General features: G+C 64.4%; 22 protein-coding genes and 1 pseudogene. 13 read left to right on the forward strand and 10 right to left on the reverse strand.

What is annotated here, in order from left to right; genetic code table 11:
- The first annotated feature begins 2 nt into the window (after positions 1–2).
- The 7 genes from narI to QX124_RS15385 all read left to right on the forward strand — a co-directional run bounded on the left by narI (position 3) and on the right by QX124_RS15385 (position 5,015).
- Positions 3–725, forward strand: coding sequence for a respiratory nitrate reductase subunit gamma (gene narI / locus QX124_RS15355; protein WP_315714236.1), 723 nt, complete (start codon positions 3–5; stop codon positions 723–725).
- Between the two features lie 3 nt (positions 726–728).
- Positions 729–1,553, forward strand: coding sequence for a peptidylprolyl isomerase (locus tag QX124_RS15360; RefSeq protein WP_315797613.1), 825 nt, complete (start codon positions 729–731; stop codon positions 1,551–1,553).
- 11 nt (positions 1,554–1,564) lie between these two features.
- Positions 1,565–1,858: a hypothetical protein gene (locus QX124_RS15365; protein ID WP_315797614.1), complete on the forward strand. Its 294-nt coding sequence runs from the start codon at positions 1,565–1,567 to the stop codon at positions 1,856–1,858.
- A gap of 79 nt (positions 1,859–1,937) precedes the next feature.
- A complete protein-coding gene (locus QX124_RS15370; RefSeq protein WP_315797615.1) occupies positions 1,938–2,510 on the forward strand; it encodes a DUF2478 domain-containing protein in 573 nt (190 codons plus the stop codon).
- Positions 2,511–2,846: 336 nt separating this feature from the next.
- Positions 2,847–4,184: a hypothetical protein gene (locus tag QX124_RS15375; RefSeq protein ID WP_315797616.1), complete on the forward strand. Its 1,338-nt coding sequence runs from the start codon at positions 2,847–2,849 to the stop codon at positions 4,182–4,184.
- 10 nt (positions 4,185–4,194) lie between these two features.
- A complete protein-coding gene (locus QX124_RS15380) occupies positions 4,195–4,704 on the forward strand; it encodes a DUF2249 domain-containing protein (RefSeq protein ID WP_315776929.1) in 510 nt (169 codons plus the stop codon).
- Complete coding sequence (locus tag QX124_RS15385; RefSeq protein WP_315797617.1) at positions 4,701–5,015, forward strand: metal-sulfur cluster assembly factor; 315 nt, start codon at positions 4,701–4,703, stop codon at positions 5,013–5,015. Before QX124_RS15380 ends, QX124_RS15385 begins: the two co-directional genes overlap by 4 nt.
- 139 nt (positions 5,016–5,154) lie before the next feature.
- Here the strand turns inward: QX124_RS15385 and QX124_RS15390 are convergent, their stop codons facing one another.
- Together QX124_RS15390 and QX124_RS15395 are read right to left on the reverse strand one after the other, a co-directional pair.
- On the reverse strand, positions 5,155–5,787 hold the full coding sequence (locus tag QX124_RS15390; protein ID WP_315772865.1) for a UbiX family flavin prenyltransferase: 633 nt from the start codon (positions 5,785–5,787) through the stop codon (positions 5,155–5,157).
- On the reverse strand, positions 5,784–7,310 hold the full coding sequence (locus QX124_RS15395; RefSeq protein ID WP_315797618.1) for a UbiD family decarboxylase: 1,527 nt from the start codon (positions 7,308–7,310) through the stop codon (positions 5,784–5,786). The genes QX124_RS15390 and QX124_RS15395 overlap by 4 nt, the downstream gene beginning before the upstream one ends.
- Positions 7,311–7,453: 143 nt before the next feature.
- Between QX124_RS15395 and QX124_RS15400 the strand changes: the two genes are divergently transcribed.
- From QX124_RS15400 to QX124_RS15410, 3 genes are read left to right on the forward strand one after another with little or no spacing between them, the layout of a single operon-like run.
- Complete coding sequence (locus QX124_RS15400) at positions 7,454–7,972, forward strand: SCP2 domain-containing protein (protein WP_315797619.1); 519 nt, start codon at positions 7,454–7,456, stop codon at positions 7,970–7,972.
- Positions 7,963–8,940, forward strand: coding sequence for a peptidase U32 family protein (locus QX124_RS15405; protein ID WP_315797620.1), 978 nt, complete (start codon positions 7,963–7,965; stop codon positions 8,938–8,940). The genes QX124_RS15400 and QX124_RS15405 overlap by 10 nt, the downstream gene beginning before the upstream one ends.
- A 36-nt stretch (positions 8,941–8,976) precedes the next feature.
- Positions 8,977–9,867 (forward strand): U32 family peptidase, encoded by an 891-nt coding sequence (locus tag QX124_RS15410; RefSeq protein ID WP_315772870.1) that lies wholly within the window; start codon positions 8,977–8,979, stop codon positions 9,865–9,867.
- A gap of 243 nt (positions 9,868–10,110) precedes the next feature.
- Here the strand turns inward: QX124_RS15410 and QX124_RS15415 are convergent, their stop codons facing one another.
- Positions 10,111–11,046, reverse strand: a complete 936-nt coding sequence (locus tag QX124_RS15415) for a LysR family transcriptional regulator (RefSeq protein WP_315772872.1) — start codon at positions 11,044–11,046, stop codon at positions 10,111–10,113.
- A 108-nt stretch (positions 11,047–11,154) separates the two neighbouring features.
- Between QX124_RS15415 and QX124_RS15420 the strand changes: the two genes are divergently transcribed.
- Both QX124_RS15420 and QX124_RS15425 read left to right on the forward strand, forming a co-directional pair.
- A complete protein-coding gene (locus QX124_RS15420; protein ID WP_315797621.1) occupies positions 11,155–11,568 on the forward strand; it encodes a hypothetical protein in 414 nt (137 codons plus the stop codon).
- Positions 11,569–12,106: 538 nt separating this feature from the next.
- A protein-coding gene (locus QX124_RS15425; protein ID WP_315797622.1) for an IS3 family transposase occupies positions 12,107–13,260 on the forward strand; the annotation gives its coding sequence in 2 pieces (ribosomal slippage) (positions 12,107–12,356 and positions 12,356–13,260; 1,155 coding nt in all).
- A gap of 52 nt (positions 13,261–13,312) precedes the next feature.
- On the opposite strand, the pseudogene QX124_RS15430 reads toward QX124_RS15425, so the two are convergent.
- Positions 13,313–14,388, reverse strand: a pseudogene (locus QX124_RS15430) (tyrosine-type recombinase/integrase).
- 9 nt (positions 14,389–14,397) lie between these two features.
- On the opposite strand from QX124_RS15430, the gene dusA reads away from it, so the two are divergent.
- Entirely contained in the window at positions 14,398–15,396 is a 999-nt protein-coding gene (gene dusA / locus QX124_RS15435; RefSeq protein WP_315776919.1) for a tRNA dihydrouridine(20/20a) synthase DusA, read from the forward strand.
- Between the two features lie 87 nt (positions 15,397–15,483).
- On the opposite strand, the gene QX124_RS15440 is transcribed toward dusA, so the two are convergent.
- The 6 genes from QX124_RS15440 to QX124_RS15465 form a co-directional block, all read right to left on the reverse strand.
- On the reverse strand, positions 15,484–16,020 hold the full coding sequence (locus QX124_RS15440) for a TIGR02281 family clan AA aspartic protease (protein ID WP_315739607.1): 537 nt from the start codon (positions 16,018–16,020) through the stop codon (positions 15,484–15,486).
- 28 nt (positions 16,021–16,048) lie between these two features.
- Entirely contained in the window at positions 16,049–16,246 is a 198-nt protein-coding gene (locus tag QX124_RS15445; RefSeq protein WP_315776917.1) for a DUF1289 domain-containing protein, read from the reverse strand.
- Between the two features lie 47 nt (positions 16,247–16,293).
- Positions 16,294–17,889: a HAMP domain-containing sensor histidine kinase gene (locus tag QX124_RS15450; protein WP_315739609.1), complete on the reverse strand. Its 1,596-nt coding sequence runs from the start codon at positions 17,887–17,889 to the stop codon at positions 16,294–16,296.
- 136 nt (positions 17,890–18,025) lie between these two features.
- A complete protein-coding gene (locus tag QX124_RS15455) occupies positions 18,026–19,456 on the reverse strand; it encodes a PepSY domain-containing protein (protein ID WP_315797624.1) in 1,431 nt (476 codons plus the stop codon).
- Between the two features lie 7 nt (positions 19,457–19,463).
- Positions 19,464–21,863: a TonB-dependent receptor gene (locus tag QX124_RS15460; protein ID WP_315797625.1), complete on the reverse strand. Its 2,400-nt coding sequence runs from the start codon at positions 21,861–21,863 to the stop codon at positions 19,464–19,466.
- Positions 21,864–22,214: 351 nt separating this feature from the next.
- The gene (locus QX124_RS15465) at positions 22,215–23,084 is read right to left on the reverse strand and encodes an NAD(P)-dependent oxidoreductase (protein WP_315739612.1); all 870 of its coding nucleotides are present in this window, start codon (positions 23,082–23,084) and stop codon (positions 22,215–22,217) included.
- Positions 23,085–23,276 lie beyond the last annotated feature (192 nt).

Raw genomic sequence — 23,276 nt, forward strand, 5'->3', positions numbered from 1 at the left:
CCATGCAAACACTCAATGCCATCGTCTTCGGCTGGTATCCCTATCTCTGCCTGACAGTCTTTCTGGTCGGCAGTCTGATTCGGTTCGACCGCGAGCAATACACGTGGCGCTCAGGCTCGAGTCAGCTGCTTCGGCGGCGCCAATTGATCTGGGGCTCGAACCTTTTCCATGTTGGGATCCTCTTCATTTTTGCGGGTCATTTCGTCGGGCTGCTGACGCCGATCTGGGTGTTTGACATGCTCGGCGTGTCCCACGGCTTCAAGCAGATGCTCGCGATCGTCGCCGGTGGCGGCGCCGGACTGATGTGTCTGGTCGGCATTTCACTCCTCGCGCATCGCAGGCTTTTCGATCCCAGGATTCGCGCGACGTCGTCTTTTGCTGACACGGGTATCCTTCTGGTGCTGTTCGTCCAGCTGCTGCTTGGCTTGGCGACCATCCCCGTGTCGCTCGGTCATCTCGATGGTCATGAAATGGTCAAGTTCATGGCCTGGGCGCAGGGCATTCTCACGTTGCAGCCCGGAATCGCCGCCAACATTGTCGACGTCCATCCGATCTTCAAGGCGCATCTGGTCCTGGGAATGACTATCTTCCTGCTCTTCCCCTTCACCCGCCTGGTCCACATCTGGAGTGCGCCGGTGTGGTATCTCGGCCGCCGCGGCTATCAGGTGGTGCGCAGCCGCGACGGGCGCCGTCATCTTGTGCAACCAATTCAGCCCGCGGAGTAGCCGATGGACTGTTCATTGGGCGCGGCGCTTCCAAAGCCGAAGCCGGTCAGTGTGAACGGGGTCGTGATCGAACGCGACGTCATTGCCCGGGAAGTTCAGAACCATCCGTCGGACAAGCCGATCCTCGCCTGGCAAGCGGCGGCGCGCGCGCTTGCGGTGCGCGAATTGCTGAGACAGGAGGTCATGCGGCTCGGCATAACGGCCGCTCCCCTGCGCGATGCCGAAGGTCGCAGCGAAACCGAGGAAGAAGCGGCGATGCGGGCGCTGATCGCACGCGAGGTTCTGATACACGAGCCGGACGAATCGGCGTGCCGTCGCTTCTACGATCAGAACAGGCAGCGGTTTCTGGTCGGTGAACTCTACGAAGCGTCTCACATCCTGCTGATCGCGCCGAGCAGCGATTCGATGGCTCGATCGGCTGCGCGAGACGAGGGGCGGACGATCGTGGAGGCCGTGCGGAGAAGCCCGGAGCTGTTCGAGACCATCGCGCGCGAACGCTCCGGTTGCAGGGTCTCGGCGGAGAATGGTGGCGGGCTCGGGCAGCTGTCGCGTGGGCAGACGACCGCAGAGTTCGACGCCGCGCTGGCCCGGATGTCGGTTGGAGAGGTCGGTCTGATTGAGACACGCTTTGGTATCCATGTCGTGCGCCTCGACCGACGGGCCCTTGGACAAGTCCTGCCGTTCGACATGGCAAGGGCGCGCATTTCGCAATATCTCACCGAGCGTGTGCGGCATCAGGCGCTCGCGCAATATGTAGCCAATCTGGCAGGCCGCGCGGAGATCGTTGGCGTGACGTTGCCGGCGCCGCAATCGGTACTGCCGCAGTAGAGGGGGCGATCATGCTGCTCGGGGATCTCATTCACGATCTCAGTGACGACGCGAAGTCGAGTGCGGTGTTGCAGGGGTGTGGCGACCTCACGCTCCTGGTGCGCATCAGCTCTGTCGCGGATCGCCTCGGCGAGGATATCGGTGAGTATGCGTCGGCTGCTGTCCGGCGCTTTGCAAATCTCGCAGAGAACGAGGATTGGCTCGGGTTGATGAGCTCTATCGACAGCGCCGCCGACCCCGCGATCGTCTGTCTGACGTCCATGATCAAGTGGTCGCTGCAGAGGGATGAAATCGATCACTCCTAGAACGGATCCACCGCAGGCCATCTGTGCTGGAGGGGCGGGTTAAAAATTGTCGAGGCATCAAATTGATGTTGGGATTCGCATGCACGATGAGACGGTAGAGAAAGTCGGCGTTGCGGCCGCGCCGCTGGTGGCGCTCGTATACGACGACGGGAAGTATCCCTACGAGACGTTCGATCACCTCGTGGATCACTCGCGTCGAGCGCGATTGAAGGTCGCCGGCGCACTGCAGCGAAGGCTGTTCCTCGACGAAAATCGCAGGTGCGACGTCCTGCTCGAGGAGATCGACACGGCAAATCAAACCCCGATCTTCGAGGATCGTGGATCGGGAGCGACAGGTTGCCGGCTGGATGAATCGGCACTTGCAGAGGTGACAGTTCGAGTCCTCGCCAGCCTGGATGCGCGTCCAAACATCTTGGTGTTGAACAAATTTGGTAAGGCAGAGTGCGGGGGAGGCGGAACGCTTGATCTGATTGCCCGCGCGTTGGACCTTGCGATACCGACGCTTGTCGCCGTGCCGCGCAGCAATATCGATGCCTGGAGAGGTTTCGCCGGAGATATGGGGGTTGAGCTCGAAGCCCGCGGAGACGTGGAGCGGTGGCTGGAAAGTGTTCGGCAGGATCGAACCATAGACTCAGCCAGCCAGCTGCGCTGATTGCGATTGCGAGCAATCGAGGGGGCGGGGGACACAGAACTGCCAAGCCAGACCCCCGAAGATATCTGCCGGCTGACATGGATGTTCCTCGACGCGACAGGGAGTCCGTCGGTCGAGCTGGAGTGGTCATCACGACGCTGATGACGCAGAATGTTGCGCTCCGACAAAGAATGGCCGGTCGGGCCAGTTTAGCATCTTTCCGATCGCCGGGGATCGTATGGCGCAAGCTCATTGTTCGCGTCCCCTTGGCTGCGTTCCTCCGGGCGCCACGGCAACTGCCGAATGGCGCATCGTCGTCGCGAGTGCTGCGTCCGCGATCAAGAACTGGAGCCGCTCATGATTGGGGCGAAAATCTCGCGCTGGACGATGAGCTATTTCGCGGCAGCGCTGGGGTGGCTGCTCGTTGCCTTGGCAATGCTGGTCGGCGGACTCGGTTACCCCGCCGCAGAGCTCGGCGCTCCCGATACGCTTGTCGTTGTGCATGCGGTCTGTATCGGTTGGCTCAGTCTCTCGGTATGCGGCGCCTTGTTCCAGTTCGTTCCCGTTCTCGTCGCAAGGCCGCTCCCCTTCGACAAATGGGCCTTGCCGGCCTTGTTCCTCATCAACGTCGGTCTGGTCTGCTTGATATTGGGCTTCCTCTCACTGGCCGGACGAATTGCTCCAGCCGTTTGGCTTCTGCCGGCCGGCAGCGTGGTGCTCGGCGCGGGTCTGGCGATGGTCGCGCTCGATCTGGGCCTGACTCTCTTCAGCCAGCCGAAGGGATCTGCTCTATTTGTCATCGCCGGACTTGGCGCGTTATGCGCAACTGTCGCGCTCGGCGCCGCGTTCGCGTTTGCCCTCGCCGGATCGGCGGGCGCCTTCGGCGACGCGCTCCTGGCCGCGGCGATTCCGATCCATGCGATTGCCGGGCTGGGAGGCTGGCTGACCCTGACCGCCATGGGGGTGAGCTATCGCCTGCTAGCCATGTTCATGCTCTCGGCGGACCTCGGCGAGCGACAGAGCACATCCGCGCTGAAATTCGGTGCGCTCGCGCTATCGGTAGCAGTCGTGGGCGGATTGTTCGCAATCGGCCTCGGGGCCGAGCTCGGAGCCGTGCTCATCCTCGCCGCCGTTCTTGGGGTGATCTCGCTTGCGCTCTATGGATGGGACATCGCGACGATCTATCGCTCCCGCAAACGGCGCCAGCTCGAGCTGAACATGCGGATGGCAACCGTGTCTTTCGCCAATCTGGCGGCGACGGTGACGCTCGGCACCGTCATCATCGTCACCGGAAAGGTCGGCGTTCATGTCGGCGCGTTCGCGTTCTTGGCCGTGTTCGGCTGGCTGTCTGGTCTCATATTCGCGAAGCTCTACAAGATTGTCGCCTTTCTGACCTGGCTCGAAACCTACGGTCCCGTGATGGGGCGCGCCCCGACGCCACGGGTTCAGGACCTGGCGGTGGAACGTCGGTCCGAGAAGTGGTTCATCATCTATTTTCTAGGCGTCTGGGCGGCGACCATCATGTTGATGATGGGCGAGGGCCAGGCGTTTCGCGGCGCCGCGGCGGTCATGGCCGTGGGCAGTCTTGGAATCATACACGAGCTTGTGCGAGTCCGACGTCTTTCCGATGTTGCGGGCTCCCGGAGGCTTCCGGCCGGAGCCATCGCGCCAAGCCTGTTGTTCGCCAGAAACTAGGAGGAGAGCCATGACCGCGTACATTGACGTCGACGTCCGACCGATTCTCAGGGCCGGAGGCGAACCGTTCTCCATCATCATGGACGCGGTCGACCGGCTTGCGCCAGGCCAGGGTGTGCGGCTGATCGCGAGCTTCAGGCCGGTTCCGCTGCTCTCCGTCATGGCAGGAAAGGGCTTCGCCCACACCGATCGCCCGCTCGACGATGGCGACTGGGAAGTGCTGTTTTCGCCGTTGGCTGCCGAGGACGCCGGTCAGGAAGACGCTGGTGCCAGCCTCGCATTCGAGCGATGGCCAGATCCCGTAGTCACGCTCGACAACCGAGAGCTCGACCCACCCGAGCCGATGGTGCGCATCCTTGCGGCCGCGGAGGAGTTGGGCCCTGGAGAGACCTTGTCGGCACTTCTGGGCCGCGAGCCGGTCTTCCTGTTCCCTGAACTTGAGAAGCGTGGCTTTCGCTGGCTCGGCGGGTTTACGCCGGATGGATCGACCTACGAACTGTCGGTGAGGGCTCCGCTATGAGCCGCGACGTCATCGACCGCATCCGCGACGCAATGCGCGTGGTCATCGATCCGGAGCTGGGGGAAAACGTGGTCGATCTCGGCTTCATCTATGAGATCACGGCGACGGATGGCGTCGTGCATGTCACGATGACGGCCACAACACCCGGGTGCCCCGCAACAGGTTTTCTCAAGGAAGGGGTCGCAAGCAGCATTGCGGAGATTGCGGGCGTCGAAGCCGTGGACGTGACGATGACATTCGATCCGCCTTGGACCTCATCCAGAATTGATCCGGCCGTTCGTGCTGCGCTGGGTTTCGACAACGTCAACTGACCGAACGAAAGCGAAAAGCTGGCAGCGGCTCGGCCGGAGAGGCGGCGTCGTTACGCCCGCTCGTCGAAGAACACGTCAACCGCCGTGGACGCCTTCGGTCCATCGCCCGAGTGCGTCTGTCGTGTTCTGTCTTCAAATCCTATCGTCTGTCTTGCTTCGCCATCTCAACAAGATTGCCTGCTTCGGTCGTCCGCTCCGGAAGCCACTCCCGCGCGTTGGCGTGGAGCCCGGGGACGCCGAGCAGGTTGATCGCGCGACAGGCGATCTGCTCGATGACGTCATCGAGCGACTGGGGCTTCAGGTAGAACGCCGGCATTGGCGGCGCGATGATCGCGCCGATCTCGGTGGCCTGCGTCATCGCTCGGAGATGACCGAGATGCAGCGGGCTCTCCCGCACCAGGAGTATCAGCCGGCGGCGCTCCTTGAGTTGAACGTCGGCGGCGCGGACCAGCAGGTTGTCGAGCTGGCCCCAGGCGATCGCCGAGAGGGTGCGGATCGAGCAGGGCGCCACGATCATGCCGGCTGCAGAAAACGAGCCGCTGGCGATGCTCGCGCCGATGTCGGCGACATCATGAGCATGCGCCGCCAGATCGCGCAGCCGCGCCAGGCCGCCCTGGCCGACCTCCTCGTGCAAGGTGCGCATGGCAGCGTCCGACACCACGAGATGGACCGTGCATTGCGGCTGCTCCGCGAGCCGTTCGACGATGCGCGCACCGATCGCGGCGCCCGAGGCGCCGCTGATGCCGACGATGACGTGATGCCGCCCGTTCATGCCGAGGCCGTTCGGTCGGCTATGGCATCGCCGAGGCCGAGGCTCGGCCACATCGCGTCGATGCGCGCGGCTACAGCGGGGTTCATCGCCAGCACCTCGCCCCAGGGGCGTTCGGTCTCGACCCCGAGCTTGGTTGTGGCGTCGATGCCGAGCTTCCCGCCGAGGCCGGATTTTGGCGAGGCGAAGTCGAGATAGTCGATCGGCGTGTTGTCAATCGACAGCAGGTCGCGCGAGGAGTCGCAGCGCGTTGCGACGGCCCACATCACCGCGCGCCAGTCGCGGACGTCGATGTCGTGGTCGACCACGATGAGGAGCTTGGTGTAGCTGAACTGCGGCAGCATCGACCACAGGCCGAGCATGATGCGGCGGGCCTGGCCCGGATAGCGCTTCTCGATCGCTACCACGGCGATCCTGTAGGAGCAGGCCTCCGGCGGCAGATAGCAGTCGGCGACCTCCGGGAATTGTCGTCGGATCAAGGGGACGAACAGCGTGTTCAGCGCCTCGCCAATTCGAGACGGCTCGTCCGGCGCGCGTCCCGTGAACGTCGACAGATAGAGCGGGCTGCGACGCGTGGTGATCGCGGTGACCTGAAGCACCGGAAAGCTCTCGACGGCGTTGTAGTAGCCGGTGTGATCGCCATAGGGCCCCTCCGGCGCGGTCTCCGTGGCCGACACGATGCCCTCGATCACGATCTCGGCGGCCGCCGGCACCGTCAGGGGCACGGTGAGGCATTCGACCAGCTCGGGACGGTCGCCGCGCAGGATGCCGGCGAAGCGCAGCTCGGAGATGGTCTCGGGCAATGGCAACACGGCGCTGAGGATGGTGGCGGGATCGGCCCCGATCACGATCGCAATCGGCATGTCGCGCCCCTGCGCCTGCCACAGCTGGTGGTGGCGGGCGCCGCCGCGATGGGCGAGCCAGCGCATGATGGCGCGATCGCGGCCGAGCACCTGCATGCGGTAGACGCCGACATTTTCCTGCTCGCCGGCGGACGCGTCCGGCGGCACGGTGATGACGAGCGGCCACGTCAACAGCGGCGCCGGCTCGCCCGGCCAGCAGATCTGGGCCGGCAAGGTGGTCAGGTCGATGTCATCGCCCATCGTGACACATTCATGCACCGGCGCGGCTGATCGCAGCCTCGGCCGGGTCGACAGCGCTGCGCGTGCCAGCGGCAGCTTCTGCAGCGCTTCCCTGATGTCGCGCGGCGGCTGGGGGGCGCGCAACTCCGCCATCATCTCGCCGAGCTCCGCCAATCGTTCCGGCTGCACGCCCATGCCCCAGGCCACTCGCTCCACGGTGCCGAACAGATTGGTGACGAGCGGCATTGCCGAGAGCGATCCGCATGCCTTGATCGGTCGTTCGAACAGCAGCACGGGCCCTTCGGCGGAGATGACGCGGCGATGGATCTCGGTGATCTCGTGGACGACCGAGACGCTGTCGCGAATGCGTCGCAGCTGTCCCCGCTCGTCGAGAAAGCGCAGGAAATCCGACAGCTCGCGGAAGCGAGGGACATCACGTCGCAACGATAGGCTCCGTTCAAAAAACGCCTCGTAGCTGGAACAATCAGTGTGATCTTTGTTCCGGGTCAAATACTTCCCCCGCCGATCCGGCCAGAGCTTGTGCCATGAGCTCTCTTCAGGACGCGTCTTCGACCTCACTGCCCCTGTTGCCGCCACTGCTCAGGCAGGTGCTGCGTCCGTTGCCGTTGCTGCCCCTGCAGATCGCGCTCGGCGCTTTCCTGCGTGGGCTCTTGCGCCGGCATCCGCATCTGCTCGACCGGCTCGGGTCGCATCGCGGAAAGCGCTTTGGCATCAAGCCGACCGATCTGCCGTTCGCTTTCGTGATTCAGGCGGGCCCACAGCAGCCGCAACTCGCGGCGGTGCGCGAGTTGCCCACCGGCCTCGATGCCTCCATCTCCGCGTCGATCGTGAGCCTGTTGGCGCTGGTCGAGGGCCGGCTCGACGGCGATGCGCTGATGTTTTCGCGTCAGCTCGTCATCGAAGGCGATATCGAGGCGGTGCTGGCGCTCCGCAATGCGATCGACGATGCCGGTCTGGATCTGGTCGGCGAGATCGCAGCGCTTTCGGGGCCGTTCGGCGTGCCCGCGCAACGCCTGCTCGCGGCCGCGCGTGACTCGCTGCTGAGATCAACGACGAACGACAGCGGGATGCGACCATGGAGCTGATCTGTCCGGCAGGGACGCCGGCGGCGCTGAAGAGCGCGGTCGAAGCCGGTGCCGATGCCGTCTATTGCGGCTTCGCCGACGAGACCAATGCCCGCAACTTTCCCGGGCTGAATTTCAGCCGCGAGCAGATGCGCGAAGGAGTAACGTTCGCGCATCGGCGCGGCGCCAAGGTGCTGGTTGCGATCAACACCTTCCCGCGCGCCGGCGCCGTCGAGCTGTGGCGTCGCGCGGTCGACGATGCCGTCGAGGCCGGGGCCGACGCGCTGATCCTTGCCGATGTCGGGCTGATGCACTATGTCGCGCGGCGCCATCCCGAACAGCGACTGCATGTCTCGGTGCAGGCGGCGGCGGCGAATGTCGACGCGATTGCGTTCTATGTCGAGAATTTCGGCGCCCGCCGCGTGGTGCTGCCGCGCGTGCTGAGCGTGCCCGAGATCGCCGAGATCACCCGTGAGACGGCATGCGAGACCGAAGTGTTCGTGTTTGGCGGACTATGCGTTATGGCCGAGGGGCGTTGCTCGCTGTCCTCCTTCGCCACCGGCAAGTCGCCGAACATGCAGGGGGTATGCTCGCCGGCCAGTCATGTCGTCTATCAGGAGACGATATTGGGCACGACCTCGCGGCTTGGCGCTTTCACAATCAACCGTTTCGGACGCAACGAACCTGCCGGCTATCCAACGCTGTGCAAGGGGCGTTTCTCGACCGCACAGGGTTCTGGCTACATCTTTGAGGATCCGGTCAGCCTCGATGCCACGACCCTGCTCGCAGGCTTGCGCGAAGCCGGCGTCACCGCGCTCAAGATCGAGGGCCGCCAGCGCGGCCGCGCCTATGTCGACGGGGTCGTGCGGCATTTCCGCAGCGTGCTGGCAGCGCTCGATGCCGGCCGGTCCGCCGACGCGTCCGACCTCACGGCGTTCACCGAAGGGCAGGCCACCACGCAGGGCGCCTACCGCAAGACCTGGCGCTAGGACGACATGACAATGGCGGAACAAGGCGCAGGCCGAATGCAGCTCACTCTGGGGCCCGTGCTCTACAATTGGCAGCCCGAGCGCTGGCGTGATTTTTACTTTCGCATGGCCGACGAGGCCCCGCTCGACCGCGTCGTGGTCGGCGAGGTCGTCTGCTCTAAGCGCGCACCGTTCTTCGAACCCCATTTGCCTGAAGTCATCGAGCGGCTTATGGCTGCCGGCAAGCAGGTGCTGCTGGGTTCGCTGGTCCTGGTGTCGTTGCGACGCGAGCGCCGGCAGACGGCAAGCCTCGCCGAGTTTGGCCACGGTCTGGTGGAGGTCAACGACCTCACCTGCCTCAAATCGATCGCCGGTAGGCCGCATGCGATCGGGCCATTCGTCAACATCTACAACGAGGCCAGCGCCGCGTTTCATGCCGCCCAGGGCGCTACCCGGATCTGCCTCCCGCCGGAGCTGCCACTGTCCTCGGTTGCCGCGATCGCCGGCGCCGTGCCGCAGGTGGCGATCGAAGTGTTCGCCTTCGGCCGTGTGCCGCTCGCGATCTCCGCGCGCTGCTATCACGCCCGCCTGCACAAGCTCGCCAAGGACAATTGCCGCTTCGTGTGCGAGCAGGATCCGGACGGCCTCGTCGTGACGACGCTGGACAATGAAGCGTTCCTCACCATGAATGGCGTGCAGACGTTGTCGCATGGTTGCTGCAACCTGCTCGGCGATCTCGATCGTCTGACGCAGAGCGGCGTGAGATCGCTGCGGCTGTCACCTCAGGCCTGCGACATGGTCGCGGTGTCCGAGCAATTCCAGGCGGTCCTGGCGGGCCGCGTGGAAGCTGAGGCCGCCAGGGGCCGCTTGCGCGAGATCTATCCGGACGTTCCATTCGCCAACGGCTTCTTGCACGGCGCCCCCGGTGCCTCCTACGTCTCGGGGTAGGTACTGCCGTGTCCTTCTGTCGAGGTGAACTCAGATGTGCCCAGTCTGCATGTTGACTGACCACGGATGGACGAAGTTGAGAGACGACGCGCAGCCCGTTCTTGCCGGCATGCTGCAGATTGCTGACCGAGCCAAGGCGGAAGCCCAGGAAGCCGGGGAAATCGTGGTCTGTCCCCGATTTCCCCTCCCAAGCCGGCTGGCGTCCTACGCGCCGACCGCAAAGCCCAGCTGACGGCCGACGCCTCATCCCGATTTGTCACTGAACGCGGCGGGAAGCGTAGCGAGGAACGCCATGACGCGCTGCGTGCGCAGGGGCGGCCGGCGGTCCGAGGTGCGCAGCATCCATAGGGGCTCCGCCGGCGCGCGCCACGGCTCGAGCACTTCGACGAGCCGACCTGTGCGCAAGTCGTCGTGGACGAGCCATGCCGGGCCCCAGCCAATGCCGAACCCATTCGCGATCAAAGCGACCGAAGCGTGCGCGTCGTCGCAAATGTGCTTGGGCTTGGGCGCGACGCGAACGAGTTTTTTGCCGCGCGGGTCGGTGAAGCGCCAGGTCAGGATCTGCCCGCTCGCGGGATTGCGGAAGCCGACGTGGTCATGTTCGGACAGCTCGTATGGAGTCGCCGGCGCGCCGCGCGCGTTCAGATAGGCGGGCGAGGCGCAAGCGATCCAGGAGAACGTGCAAAGCCGCCGCGCCAGATGACCGGGCGCGCGATCGAGGGGTCCTGAGCGGATGGCGATGTCGACGCCTTCCGCTGCGAGATCAAGAATCTCGTTGCGGAATTTGATCTCGATCTCGATTTCCGGCCGCTCCCGCAGGAACGCAGGCAGTCGCGGCAGGATGCAGGCACGCGCGAACGAGGCGGGGGCGGTCACTCGCACCCGTCCGCCATCGTTACGCGCGGCTTCGCCGAGCGCGGATTGGACGCGATCGAGACTTTCGGCCAGCGCGCGTCCCGCCGCCATCAGCCGCTCGCCCTCTTCGGTCAGCGCCAGCGAATGGGTGGTGCGATGCAAAAGCCGTATTCCGCGAGCCTGTTCGAGGCGGGCGACCGCCTTGGACATCGCCGAGGTGGTTGTCCCCGCCCGCCGCGCGGCTTCGGCGAAGGAGCCCGCCTCGACGACGCGGACGAAGGCGAGGAGACGCGAGAGGTCGGGAGGCAAGGCTGTTGTGGACATTCAGTCCACATAGTCATGGCGACGGGGTCGCTACAAGAGGCCGTTCCGATGGGCCAAATGGGGAGCGTTAGCGCGCATGCTGCGCCGCTAGAAACCGCGAGAAGTCCCATGAACGCCATCGAAATCACGCTGCAAGCCCTCGACGCCGCCGAGCGCGCGATTCCCCCCGGCCAGCCGGTCTACATGCTCAATCTGCTGCGCTACCGCGCGTATGCGCGTTACGAGGACGGCTTCGACGCCGCGCCCTGTTCGGGCCGCGAAGCCTTTAACGAACGCTATAGACCGGCCTTCCGGCGTCTCGCAGCCGGTAAGCCGCTGGTGCGGATGTTTTCCGGGCCGGTCCTGGCGAGCCTGGTCGGCCCGCAAGGCAAACGCTGGGACGAAGCGGCGATCAATGAATACGGCGATTTCGCCGCCTTCCGCTCGATCGTCGAAACCGAGACCTACCAGCGCGAAGTCGCCCCGCATCGGCACGCGGCGCTCGAGGATTTCCGGTTGTTCGTGCTCGCCAAGGCGATGTGAACGCATTGAGGCGGCGGCCTTATGCATTCGCCTTAACCAAACGTGACGCTACGACGAGCCCGGGAATCCGTTCCACCGATCGCAAGAATTGGTGTCGCGGGCCCCGGGATTGGGACTTGTTCATTGGCATTTGGGCTGCCCGCCGACAAGAAAACAGGGCTTCCGAAATAGTGGGTCTAGCGATGTAGCGGACCCCCGACTCGAACCACCGATGCCTCAGGATGGTGGCTCCTACATGTTGGATCGCGGGCGCGCCAACCATGTTTTCAGGCATAGTGACTATCTCTGGCCCGTAGGCGAGGGGCGATCTTTGGGCCCGCTTCAATCAATCGGCAATCCAGAAAAGCTATGTCAGTTCAATCGCGCCTAGAGCTGCGTTTTGTCCGAACGCACCTTGAAAGTATTCAAATGCCGAAACCCTTCCAAGCTGAGTACGATGTTCGACCTTTCATCGCTCCAGATGAAGTTTTCACTTTCTGAGCTGCTGCCGGTTTGATGGACACCGAGATTGGGTGTTTCATGAAGCCGGAGGTGGGCGATGAAGAGACGGAAGTTCAGTCGCGAGTTCAAGGTCGAGGCGGTCAAGCTGGTCAGGGAGCGCGGGGTATCGGTGGCGCAAGCCGGCCGCGATCTGGACGTTCATGAGAACGTGCTGCGCAAGTGGGTCAAGGAGTTCGGCTCCGACCCGGTACGGGCCTTTCCCGGCCATGGCCAGATGAAGCCTGAGCAGCAGGAGATCGAGCGGTTGCGCCGTGAGGTCGCCAAATTGAAGGCCGAGCGGGATATTCTAAAAAAGGCCGCAGCCTTCTTCGCGAAGGAAGCGACATGAAGTTCGTCTTCATCGCGAAGCACCGGGCGATCTGGCCGGTGGCATGGCTATGCAATGCGCTGGGGGTGTCGCGGTCGGGCTTTCATGCCTGGCTGAACCGCTCTCCCAGCGCCAGATCCCGCAGCGACGAAGAGCTCGGCGGCAAGGTCAAGGCCAGCTTCATGGCTAGCGACCGCACCTACGGCGCGCGCCGGGTGTGGCGTGATCTGCTCGCCGACGGGGTGGACTGCGGCCTCCACCAGATCGAACGGCTGATGCGCCTGCAGGGCTTGCGGGCGCGGCCGCGACGCCGGTGTTTACCGAAGGACAGTGGCGATCGGCAACTCGAGACAGTGCCGGCGAACCTGCTGGACCGGCAGTTCGCCGCCGAGCGGCCGAACCAGAAGTGGATCGCCGACTTTACGTATCTCTGGACGGCCGAGGGCTGGCTCTACGTTGCAGCAGTGATCGACCTGTTCTCGCGCCGGGTGGTGGGCTGGTCGATGAGCGCCGCCATGACGGCTCAGCTGGTGACCGATGCGTTGCTGATGGCAGTCTGGCGACGGGGCAAACCGGATGCGCTGTTGCACCACTCCGACCAGGGGAGCCAGTACACCAGCGAGCAGTTCCAGCGCCTGATGGCCGACCACGGCATCGTCTGCAGCATGAGCCGTTCCGGCAATGTCTGGGACAATGCGGCGATGGAGAGCTTCTTCTCGTCGCTCAAGACCGAACGGACGGAGAGCAAAACCTACAGGACCAGAGACGAGGCGCGAGCCGATGTGTTCGACTACATCGAGAGATTTTACAACACGACCCGCAGGCACTCGACCATCGGCTACGTCAGCCCGGTTGAGTTCGAGCGCAAGGTGGGATTAGCTTGACCGGGTGTCCATCAAACCGGCAGCAGCTCATTCTTCTTGTTTTCGGCGCCTGTCAGGCAACCCGCACCGAACGGATGGAATGGAGAGTCTCTGGCTTTAGATGCGTGTAGCGACGCAGCATTTTCCAATCCTTGTGCCCGGTGACAAGCGCAACCTGTTCAATGGAAAATCCAGCCTCGAAAAGACGACTCGTGCCTTCGTGGCGCAGATCGTGGAAATGTAGGTCATCGATCTTCAATTGTTGGCACTGACGGCGAAATACCGTTCCAACGGATCGTCCTGCAGGGGAATTCGCTGATCGTTGCCCTTCTTCTTTCGGGGATCTTTCCGATTGCGAATGAGGAGCATTCGGTTGCCGGCGTCGAAGTCGCGCCATTCGACTCTTGCAATTTCATCTTGCCGCATAGCCGTTGCGATCGCGAATCGGATCACACGACCGACTGGGATCTGTTGCCGACTGTTTAATTCGAACGCTGAGATAATACGATCGAGTTCGTCTTGCGTGGGACGGCGGTTGCGCTCATCGCCTTTTCCGACGAGCCCGAGACGTCGAAGAGCGATCCGGGCGTGGTCGAGTGGTTCGGTTGAAACAACGATGCCGTGTACTGCGGCGGCGTGAGACAGAATCGTTTTGATGTATCCAAGATCGATACCGACGGTCACCGGGCCGACCCCCTCCATCGCGCGCTCTTTTCCAAATTTGATGAACCGCTCTCGATCAAGCTCTGGAAGACGAAGATGCCCAAGTCTTTCGTTCAGGAAGATGAGGCTCGCAGTTTTGGAGCGACCAATGTCCTTTCCCACCTCGGCCAAATCTTGACGATGAAGCGTGACGAGATCGCCGAAGAGTTGGACGTCGCGGGACTTTTGCGTCGTTGTCGGTTCTTGGCGATCGATCCGCCGCTCGATATCGATGGCCCATTCCTCGGCATCCTTTCGGCGGAGAAACGTCCCGTTGACATATTCCCCCTTTCGTCGGACTTGGGCTCTCCAAGAGCCGGATTTCAGTCTGGTGATAGTTGCCACGCGTGTGCGCTCCGTGTGCACTGAGGCGGCAAAAAGCCCAAAAAAACATCGCGCTGTGGCGTAGAATAGAGTGCATACGAGGCGACCTAACGAGTTGAACATGCTCGAAAAATGAAGCAATATCAATCACATAGATTTGCCGTGGCGCCCATGATGGATTGGACCGACCGGCACTGCCGCGTGTTCCATCGGCTGCTGTCGCGCCGGGCGTTGCTCTACACCGAGATGGTCACCACCGGCGCCGTGATTCATGGCGACCGCCAGCGGCTGCTCGGCTTCGATCGAAGCGAGCATCCGGTGGCGCTGCAGCTCGGCGGCTCCGATCCCGGCGATCTCGCGACGTCAGCCAAGATCGGCGAGGAGTTCGGCTACGATGAGATCAATCTCAACGTCGGCTGCCCGTCGGACCGGGTGAAGGACGGCCGCTTCGGGGCCTGTTTGATGGCCGAGCCTGCGCTCGTCGCCGCCTGCGTCGCCGCGATGAAGCGCGCCGTTCGCATTCCCGTCACGGTGAAGTGCCGCATCGGCATCGACGATCAGGATCCGGAAATCGCACTTGATGTGCTGGCGGATGCGGTCGTCGACAGCGGCTCAGACGCGCTGATCGTGCACGCGCGCAAGGCGTGGCTGGACGGCTTGTCGCCGAAGGAGAACCGTGACATCCCGCCGCTCGACTACGACAGGGTGTACCGGCTGAAGGCGAGGCTGCCGCACGTGCCAGTCATCATCAATGGCGGCATCGGCAGCATCGAGGCTGCGCAAGGTCATCTCGCGCATGTCGATGGCGTGATGCTCGGGCGAGCTGCCTATCAGGAGCCGTGGCGGCTGCTCGATGTCGATCCCATGCTGTTCGGTGAGGCCGCGCCGCATCTGTCGATGCAAGAGGCGCTGGCGGCGCTGGAGCCTTATATCGAACATCAGCTCGGGCAGGGCACGCGGCTGCACGCGATGACGCGGCATCTCGTCGGGGCCTATCATGCGGTGCCGGGGGCGCGCGCCTTCCGCCGCCATCTTGCCGAACGTGGAGTCAAGCCGGACGCCGGCATCGAGGTGCTGCGCGAGGCGGTGGCAATGGTCGAGGATCGTCCGGCGGTTGCGGCGCTCGCCTGAGCGGATCAGGCCGGCGGCAGCAACTCGGTGACGGTCTGTCGCGCGAGCGCATTCTCCTCCGGCAGGGCTGCAACGAGGCGCTGCCCCTCAGCTGCGGTCGGGAAAGCCGTGCAGCATCAGCCGGTCGGAGCGCACTTCCCAGCGCTCCAGCCGGTCGAGGAAGCTCATGCCGAGCAAATTGGTCTTCATCTGGCCGTGCGGCACTACCAAGGCCGGAACCGAGCGTTCCACCAGTTTGCCGATCGCAAGCCGGTCCAAGGTCAGGCGCGCCGCCTTGGTGTGACCGCCGGCGGTCTCGACGTCGACGTCGTAGGCGAGCAGTTCGAGCGGCAGGCCTGCGGCCTTGGCGGTCTCGTAGGTCAGAACTACCGATGTGGCGCCGGTGTCGACCACCATCGGCGCGGTGACGCCGTTGATCTTGGCGCGCAACGCGAACTCACCGCCTCTGGTGCGCTCGATCTCGACCGCGTTGGTCGGAGGGCTCGCCTTGGCTCTGAGCACGCGGCTGCGCAGAACCTCCGACACGGTGTCGCTTGCGAGCGCCGCCTGCTCGGGATCCTTGTAGACGATCACGGCGCCCGCGGTGAGCACCATGGTGACGAGAACGAGCGCGATCTTGTTCATGCCGCGCCTCCCGTCGGCACGGAGGCGCTCAGTCGCGCCGACGCGCCAGCGCGGGCAGGCCGGCGTCGTGCATGCGGGACGGCAGCCCGTCCATCAGCGCCAGCCGCTCGTCGCGCGACATGCGGCCCCAGCGGGCGATCTCCGGCAGCGTGCGTCCGCAACCGAAGCAGAGCTTCGTCTTCGGGTCGATCATGCAGACGGCGATGCAGGGCGTATCCTGGCTCATGGAGCGAGTTTGAAAGGTTCTGCCACTGTCGTGCAAGTGCAATCATCTCACAGTCCCGTTCCGGCATTCATGATCGGCTTGCGCACCCGGCGCTTCTCCTTAGCGGGGGCGATCGCATGCTCCGGCTGCAATGGCGGGGCCTCGTCCGACAGCGGAGCGAGCGCCGACATCACCCGCTCCGGCGGGAAGGTGACGATCACCTCGGTGCCGATGCGGACCTTCGATTTCAGCGTGAACGTGCCGCCATGCATCTCGATCAGGTTCTTGGCGATGGGCAGGCCGAGCCCGGCCCCCTGTTCGGCCGACTTGATCGAGTTGGAGCCCTGGCCGAACGAGGCGAGCACGATCGGAATCTCGTTCTCGGGGATGCCCGAGCCGGTGTCCTTGACGCTGAGATATTGCCCGCCCGAGGCCGTCCAGCCGGCCTTGAGCCAGATGTCGCCGCCCTGCGGCGTGAACTTGATGGCGTTGGAGAGCAGGTTGAGCACGACCTGGCGGATCGCGCGTTCGTCCGCCCACAGCCGCGGCATCTTCCGCTCGAACACCTCGTGAATGGTGATGCCGCGGCTCGTGGCGCGCAGCTTCAGGAGATGATGGCAGTCGGCGATCACGTGCACGAGCGCCACGGCTTCCTCGTTGAGCTCGTAGCGGCCGGCCTCGATGCGCGAGAGATCGAGGATCTCGTTGATCAGGTTGAGCAGGTGGACGCCGGAATTGTGGATGTCGGCCGAATATTCCTTGTAGACCGGCACCGCGTGCGTTCCGAAGATCTCGCTCTTCATCACCTCGGAAAAGCCGAGGATGGCGTTCAGCGGCGTCCGCAGCTCGTGACTCATCTGCGCGAGGAAGCGCGACTTGGCAACGTTGGCCGCTTCTGCCCGGTAGCGCGCCTCGTCGGAGATCGCCTTGGCCTGCTCGAGCTCGCCGATCAGGGCGTCCTTCTCGGCGCGTGCTTCGAGCGTGGCGAGCGTGGTCGAATGCAGCTGATGGGCGAGCAGCACGAAATAGCCTTCGGCTGCGACCGCAAATCCGGCCAGCAGGTAATTGTCGAACGTGCCCGACAGCACGAGGCTGAGGGTGATCGCGACCGTGACCGGTGCGGTGACCGCGACGGCGGCGACGGGCAGGTTGGCAGCGAGCATGCTGGAGACGGCGATCACCAGCAGCATCAGGAACATCATCAGCGTGCCTGACACCGCCGCGAGTGCGGGGTGGATCAGGATCGCCATCCAGCACACGCCGTAGAGCAGGTCGAGCAGCACGAAGCGCGTGCGCCAGCGCCGCGTCGCCGCCATCGACGGCTGGTCGGCGAGAAAGTTCGAGCAGTTGCGGACGATCGCAGCATGGATGCAAAGCACGCCGGCCGTCCATGCGCCGGCCGCCAGCGTATGGAGCCAGGCGCTCAGCATCAGGCCGGTTGCGACCACCAGCAGCACGACGATGTAGGAGGCGGAGATGCGGGTCTGCGCGTATTGGCGCAGCAGCTCGCGATCGAAGGCCGGACGCGTTCCCGATGTCGACGTTAACCGGTCGCGCGCCTCGCGCACCCGCTGCTGCGCGGCCCGGCGCTGGCTTGCTGGTGCAAGCGCCGGCGGATCTGCCGGAAGCTCGACGACCTCAGGCTTTTCAGCGGGTTTACTCATCAAACAACACAAATCCTGCCCGGGACGCACGGGCTGCTTTCTGCATTGTCTATAACTGGGCCCAAATCCTTAAGACGGATTATAGACAACGAAAAATTTGCGTTAACCGCGCGTTAAATTAACCATTGTGCGAGGTTCAGCGGAGCTTCATTCGCAGGCGGCGCCAGCCGATCACCACGCCCGTGATGCTGAAGACGAGGCCGATCGCGCAAAGGCCGACGATGAGAACCGTGCGCAGCGCCGCATGGGCGAGCAGGGCCGGAAAGTCGAGCGTGTGCAGCGCCTGATAGAGCCACCGATAGGCGCGTCGGGACGGATCGAGCTTCTCGAGCACCGCGCCGGAGGCGGCGTCGACATGATACCAGGTGTCGCCGCAGATCACGCGATGGACCGGCGCGCCCGGCACATCGGAGACGAACGGATAGTCCTCGCCCGGCTCGACTTCGGTCGAGCGCGCGCAATCGTGGCCCAGGCGGGACGTTGCGGCATTGACGTCGGCCGGCTGCAGGAAGCGTCCGATGATCCTTGCCGAAGCGCCGTCCAGCACCGAAATCTGCTGCTGGCCCGGCGCTCGCCGGGTGCGCTGATGGAGGCGGCCGCCGAAGGCGAACCACTCGATCTCGCGAACCTCGCCATGCACCGCCGCGAGTGCAACCGCGGTCAGGCGGCTCCAATCGGGTGTGCCGACCAGGATGGCTTCCTCGGACGGCGTCAGATGGCCGGTCGCGAACAGCCTGCCATGGTCCATCGACAGCCAACCGCTGACCATCCAGGTCAGCACGAACTGCATGCAGAGCAGACCAGCCCAATGATGCCACAGGTGCCAGCCGCGGTAGCGCGAGCACAGCTGCGCCTCGCGAGGTCGCAGCCTCATCGGACCGAGCAGGGCGCCGGTCACGGCGGCGATGACGGCCGCGAGCGATAGCCACCACACGACGATGTTCCAGGCCGCCCAGTCCTTGCGCAGGACGGTTGGATAGATCCAATGGACAACGCTGCCGACGTAGTTCCAGGCGCGTTCGAAGCGTGTCGTGTCGAGCACGACCTCGCCGGTCTTCGACGACACGTACAGCTCGGTCCCGTCGGGATCGTGGAGCGCGATCCGGTGCAGAGGACGATGCACATCGAACCGGTTCGGCACCGTCCATTGATCGTAGCTGTCCAGCGCCGCGATGGCGGCGCGATCGGCCTCGAGCCCGCGTTGCTGGGCTGCTGCGCGTGCCACCGACAGTGCGAGACCGGGATCGTTCATGTCGGCCGCGGCCAGCGTGTCGGCATGAATGGCCGCGCTGAGGCCGGCGGCCGAGATGACATAGACCGGACCATCCACGCGCTGAAACAGCCGGATGCGGGCGGGATGATCGATGCCACCAGCGGCGAGGGCCTCCGCGGGACTGCGCAGCGACACGGCGATGTCGAGCACCGGCAGCGCGGCGAAGCGATCGCTCTCGGTCTGCGCCGGGAATGGCACGTAGTGCATCACGATCCCGGTCGCGAACCACAGCACGAACAGCGGACCGAGCGGGATGCTCAACCAGCGGTGCATGAGGATCAGCGCCTGGATCATGCTGTCATCAGAACTTGAACGAGGCCTCGACCTCGTAGGTGCGCGGCGCGCCGAGGAAGATCTGGTCGGGATAGAACGGATCGCTCCAGGCCGCGTAGCGCCTGTCGGTGACGTTGCGGATGCGCAAGGCGAGGCGCGTGCTGGTCGCGGTGGCGAACATCGGCACCTTCGGCAGATCGACGAAGGCGAACAGGTCGGCGGTGGTGTAGGCGTTTAGCTTCACCGTGTTGGCATCGGTGCTCCATCGATCGCCGACATGGCGCACCGAGAAGCCGAGCTCGACCGGCCACCAGCCGGGATTGAGGAAGCGGTAGGAGCCGCCACCATTGACGATGATGGCGGGAATGTTGGGCGGCGTGTTGCCCGAGAACGAGCCGCCGCCCGCGAGATCATAGTCGGCATAGCGGGCGCGGACATAGGCGACGTTGCCCCATAGCTTGCTCTCCGGCGTCGGCCGCACGGCGGCCGCGACCTCGATGCCCTGCGATTTCACCTTGCCGGCGAGGTTGAGCTGCTGGCCGGCCTGGGCGCTGTAGACGTTGTTGCGCGCGATGTCGAAGGCCGAGAAGGTCCACTCCGCGCGCCCGTTCCACAGCAGCTGCTTGACGCCGGTCTCGTAGCTGCGGGAGTCGGACAGCGCGAGGTTCTGCGTCGGACTCAAGATAAAGATGCTGTCGGCCGAGATGTCGGTGGCCGTCGCATATTGGCTGTAGAAGGTGGTGCCGGGTAGCGCCTCCCACGTGTAGCCGATGCGGCCGGTGACCGGCTGCCAGCTCTTCGAATAGGGGAAGCCACTTTTCACCGCGCCATTCCTGTCGATCGAGTTGCGATCGAGCGTGAACGGATTGTAGCGCAGGCCGCCGACCAGGGCGAACGTGTCGGTGAGCTTCAGCCGGTCCTCGAGGTTCAGGGCGACGCTGTCGATCGTGGCGGTCTGCAACTGCGTTCCGAGCTGGCCATAAACACCGCGGTCGAAGCCGACCAGGGGGACCGCGTCACCGGGAAAGTTCGCCGCGCCGGGCCGCGTGAAGTCGGTATGGGAGCTCTCGACCGAGGTGACGAGACGGTTGGAAAGGCCGAAGATGCTGCCGTTCCAGGTCATGTCGGTGGTGTTGCCGACCATGTTATGGTTGTGGTGGACGAAGAAGCGCTCGCGATCGACCGTGTTGGTGGTCGCGTTGAACGCCGAGACCTCGTTGTTGTACCAGTCGCGGCTGGCATTGTAGTTGTAGATCTGGCTGCGCAGCTTGACGTCGTTGCTGAGGTCCCATTCGAAGCCGCTGCGCACCCAGGACTCCTTGATCGTCTTGTGGCCGTCGACGACGTTGTAGTTGGTCGACAGCGTGCGGCCGTCGATCGTGACGGCGCCGAGATCGCTGCCGTTGTAGGCGGATATCTTGGTGCCCGACACGATGCCGCTGGTCGCGTTCGCGCCGCTGTAGGTGACCGGCACCAGCGGCGTGCCTTCGTAGGGCTTGGCCTTGTAGTCCTTGAACTCGGCGGCAAAGAAGGTCTTGAAACTGTCGGACAGGCGGTAGTCGAGCTGGCCCGAGACATGGACGTTCTTGAACTCGGTGTCGTCGATGAAGCCGACCTCTTTCGTTCGGCTGATATCGAAGCGATAGTCCAGGCCCTCGATCGCGGTGCTGCCGCCGGAGCCAAAGCCGCTGCGGAACGTGCCGCGCTGGTCGAAGCCTATGAAAGCCTCGTTCTGGACCGGTCCGGTGTGCGGCGCCTTGGTCGCGAAGTTGATGGTGCCGCCGACCGCGCCCTGGCCGGAGATCAGCGAGGAGGGGCCTTTGAGAAACTCGACCCGGTCGAGGTTGAAGGTCTCCATCGTCAGCGCGGTGAAGCCGGTCGGCCCGATGTTGATGCCATTGTAGAGGACGTTGACCTGGTTGCCCTGGAAGCCGCGCATGGCAAAGCCGACGTCGTTCGGGGCATCGCCGGCGCTGACGCCGGTGGCGCCTTTCACCGCATCGACGGTGGTGTGATAGCCCTGCTCGCGCAGCGTCGCTGCACCCACGACCTCGATCGATGCCGGCGCCTCGCGCGCGATCAGGCCCAGCCGGCCGCCGACCGCCGGAGCCGCATTGCCGTTGAGCGGCGTCGCCGCTGGGGAGGCGGAGGCGTGGGGCGATGGCGCGACTGCCGGCGGTGGCGTCGCTGTCCCTCGGGGCATGGGGTGTACCGTCCCGCTGGCTGTTCTGACCGGTGACGGCGAACGGCCGGCAGCCTGTCGCTGGCGCGGCGCATCGACGGTGACGTCTGGCAGCAGCGTGTCGGCCGCCGGCCTCACGCCAGGATTTGCTGCCTGCTGCGCATGGGCCAGCGGAACGGCTGCGCAGAAGACCGCCGCAACGAGCCCCGCCAACGCAATCAAACCCCGGACGTCCCGCATGCTCATTCCGATTCCCCCACCCGCGGTCCGGCCATGCCGGTGTCCGCGCCCCCTCCAGCGCTCTTGTGACCGGGACGAGAGCTAACGCAGAACGTTAGATATGTAATGTTATAACATTACATATCTTCTCTTCTGATCAAACCTGTCTCTATTCGGCAACACATGCGAACGATTGGCGATTGCGACGGGTATCAGCGAGTCGGAGGGTGCGCAATGGCGCCGGCTGATACGGGTCAGATAGGGCGCGCGAGGTCCCGGCCGACGGCGATGACGAGCCAGTTGGTCGTCACGGGGCAGAAATAAACGTGCCGCCGCTCGAAGCGCGCGGCGGCACGTTCATCGGATCGCGATCGCGGATTACTTCTCCAGGCGGGCCAGCAGGCTCGACGTGTCCCAGCGCTTGCCGCCGAGCTTCTCGACCTCGGAATAGAACTGGTCGACCAGCGCGGTCACCGGCAGATGGGCGCCGTTGCGGCGCGCTTCGCTGAGGCAGATCGACAGGTCCTTGCGCATCCATTCCACCGCAAAACCAAAGTCATACTTGCCATCGTTCATGGTCTTATAGCGGTTCTCCATCTGCCAGGACTGGGCGGCGCCCTTGGAGATGGTCTCGATCACGGCGGGCACGTCCAAGCCCGACTTCTTCGCGAAATGGATGCCCTCGGACAGGCCCTGCACGAGGCCGGCGATGCAGATCTGGTTGACCATCTTAGTCAGCTGGCCGGAGCCCGCCGGTCCCAGCAGCTTGCACATCCGGGCATAGGCCGCGATTACCGGCTCGGCGCCCGCATAGGCGTCCGCGGTGCCGCCGCACATCACCGTCAGCACGCCGTTCTCCGCGCCGGCCTGGCCGCCGGACACCGGCGCGTCGATGAATTTGAAGCCGGCCTTGGTGGCTGCGGCATCGAGCTCACGTGCCACTTCAGCCGAGGCCGTGGTGTGGTCAACGAAGGTCGCGCCCTTGGTCATGCCGGCGAAAGCGCCGTCCGGGCCGATGGTCACCGCGCGCAGATCGTTGTCGTTGCCGACGCAGCACATCACGAAGTCCTGGCCCTCGGCGGCCTGCTTCGGCGTCGCGGCGGTCTTGCCGCCGAACTTGTCAGCCCATTCCTTCGCCTTGGCCGCGGTACGGTTGTAGACCGTGACCTCGTGACCGCCCTTCTTCACGAGATGTCCTGCCATGGGGAAACCCATGACGCCGAGACCGATGAAAGCGACTTTAGCCATATGAGCTACCTTGACCTTGGGGTTCTGCCGACAGCCTTGAGAGGGCCGGGCCGTTCTTGACGGAAAACATCAGCGGCCGGCCGGGTTCCGGCGGCGGCGCTGGACGCCGCACCATAGCCGCTTGCGAAACAGGGGCAACGGCTTCGTGACGGATGCGAAAACGTCCGCCCGTGCTAAAGAGGCATCATCATG

This window comes from Bradyrhizobium sp. SZCCHNRI3043 (genome assembly GCF_032377735.1).
Classification (GTDB): domain Bacteria; phylum Pseudomonadota; class Alphaproteobacteria; order Rhizobiales; family Xanthobacteraceae; genus Bradyrhizobium.

Bases quoted from the DNA above. Each gene is read 5' to 3' on its own strand.
- QX124_RS15450 (WP_315739609.1), bottom strand. From the start codon at position 17,889: ATGAGTAAACCCGCTGAAAAGCCTGAGGTCGTCGAGCTTCCGGCAGAT.
- QX124_RS15440 (WP_315739607.1), bottom strand. From the start codon at position 16,020: ATGAACAAGATCGCGCTCGTTCTCGTCACCATGGTGCTCACCGCGGGC.
- QX124_RS15405 (WP_315797620.1), top strand. From the start codon at position 7,963: ATGGAGCTGATCTGTCCGGCAGGGACGCCGGCGGCGCTGAAGAGCGCG.
- QX124_RS15390 (WP_315772865.1), bottom strand. From the start codon at position 5,787: ATGAACGGGCGGCATCACGTCATCGTCGGCATCAGCGGCGCCTCGGGC.
- QX124_RS15465 (WP_315739612.1), bottom strand. From the start codon at position 23,084: ATGGCTAAAGTCGCTTTCATCGGTCTCGGCGTCATGGGTTTCCCCATG.
- QX124_RS15460 (WP_315797625.1), bottom strand. From the start codon at position 21,863: ATGAGCATGCGGGACGTCCGGGGTTTGATTGCGTTGGCGGGGCTCGTT.
- dusA (WP_315776919.1), top strand. From the start codon at position 14,398: ATGAAGCAATATCAATCACATAGATTTGCCGTGGCGCCCATGATGGAT.
- QX124_RS15445 (WP_315776917.1), bottom strand. From the start codon at position 16,246: ATGAGCCAGGATACGCCCTGCATCGCCGTCTGCATGATCGACCCGAAG.
- QX124_RS15385 (WP_315797617.1), top strand. From the start codon at position 4,701: ATGAGCCGCGACGTCATCGACCGCATCCGCGACGCAATGCGCGTGGTC.
- QX124_RS15365 (WP_315797614.1), top strand. From the start codon at position 1,565: ATGCTGCTCGGGGATCTCATTCACGATCTCAGTGACGACGCGAAGTCG.
- QX124_RS15415 (WP_315772872.1), bottom strand. From the start codon at position 11,046: ATGTCCACAACAGCCTTGCCTCCCGACCTCTCGCGTCTCCTCGCCTTC.
- QX124_RS15380 (WP_315776929.1), top strand. From the start codon at position 4,195: ATGACCGCGTACATTGACGTCGACGTCCGACCGATTCTCAGGGCCGGA.
- QX124_RS15370 (WP_315797615.1), top strand. From the start codon at position 1,938: ATGCACGATGAGACGGTAGAGAAAGTCGGCGTTGCGGCCGCGCCGCTG.
- QX124_RS15375 (WP_315797616.1), top strand. From the start codon at position 2,847: ATGATTGGGGCGAAAATCTCGCGCTGGACGATGAGCTATTTCGCGGCA.
- QX124_RS15360 (WP_315797613.1), top strand. From the start codon at position 729: ATGGACTGTTCATTGGGCGCGGCGCTTCCAAAGCCGAAGCCGGTCAGT.
- narI (WP_315714236.1), top strand. From the start codon at position 3: ATGCAAACACTCAATGCCATCGTCTTCGGCTGGTATCCCTATCTCTGC.
- QX124_RS15420 (WP_315797621.1), top strand. From the start codon at position 11,155: ATGAACGCCATCGAAATCACGCTGCAAGCCCTCGACGCCGCCGAGCGC.
- QX124_RS15455 (WP_315797624.1), bottom strand. From the start codon at position 19,456: ATGATCCAGGCGCTGATCCTCATGCACCGCTGGTTGAGCATCCCGCTC.
- QX124_RS15410 (WP_315772870.1), top strand. From the start codon at position 8,977: ATGCAGCTCACTCTGGGGCCCGTGCTCTACAATTGGCAGCCCGAGCGC.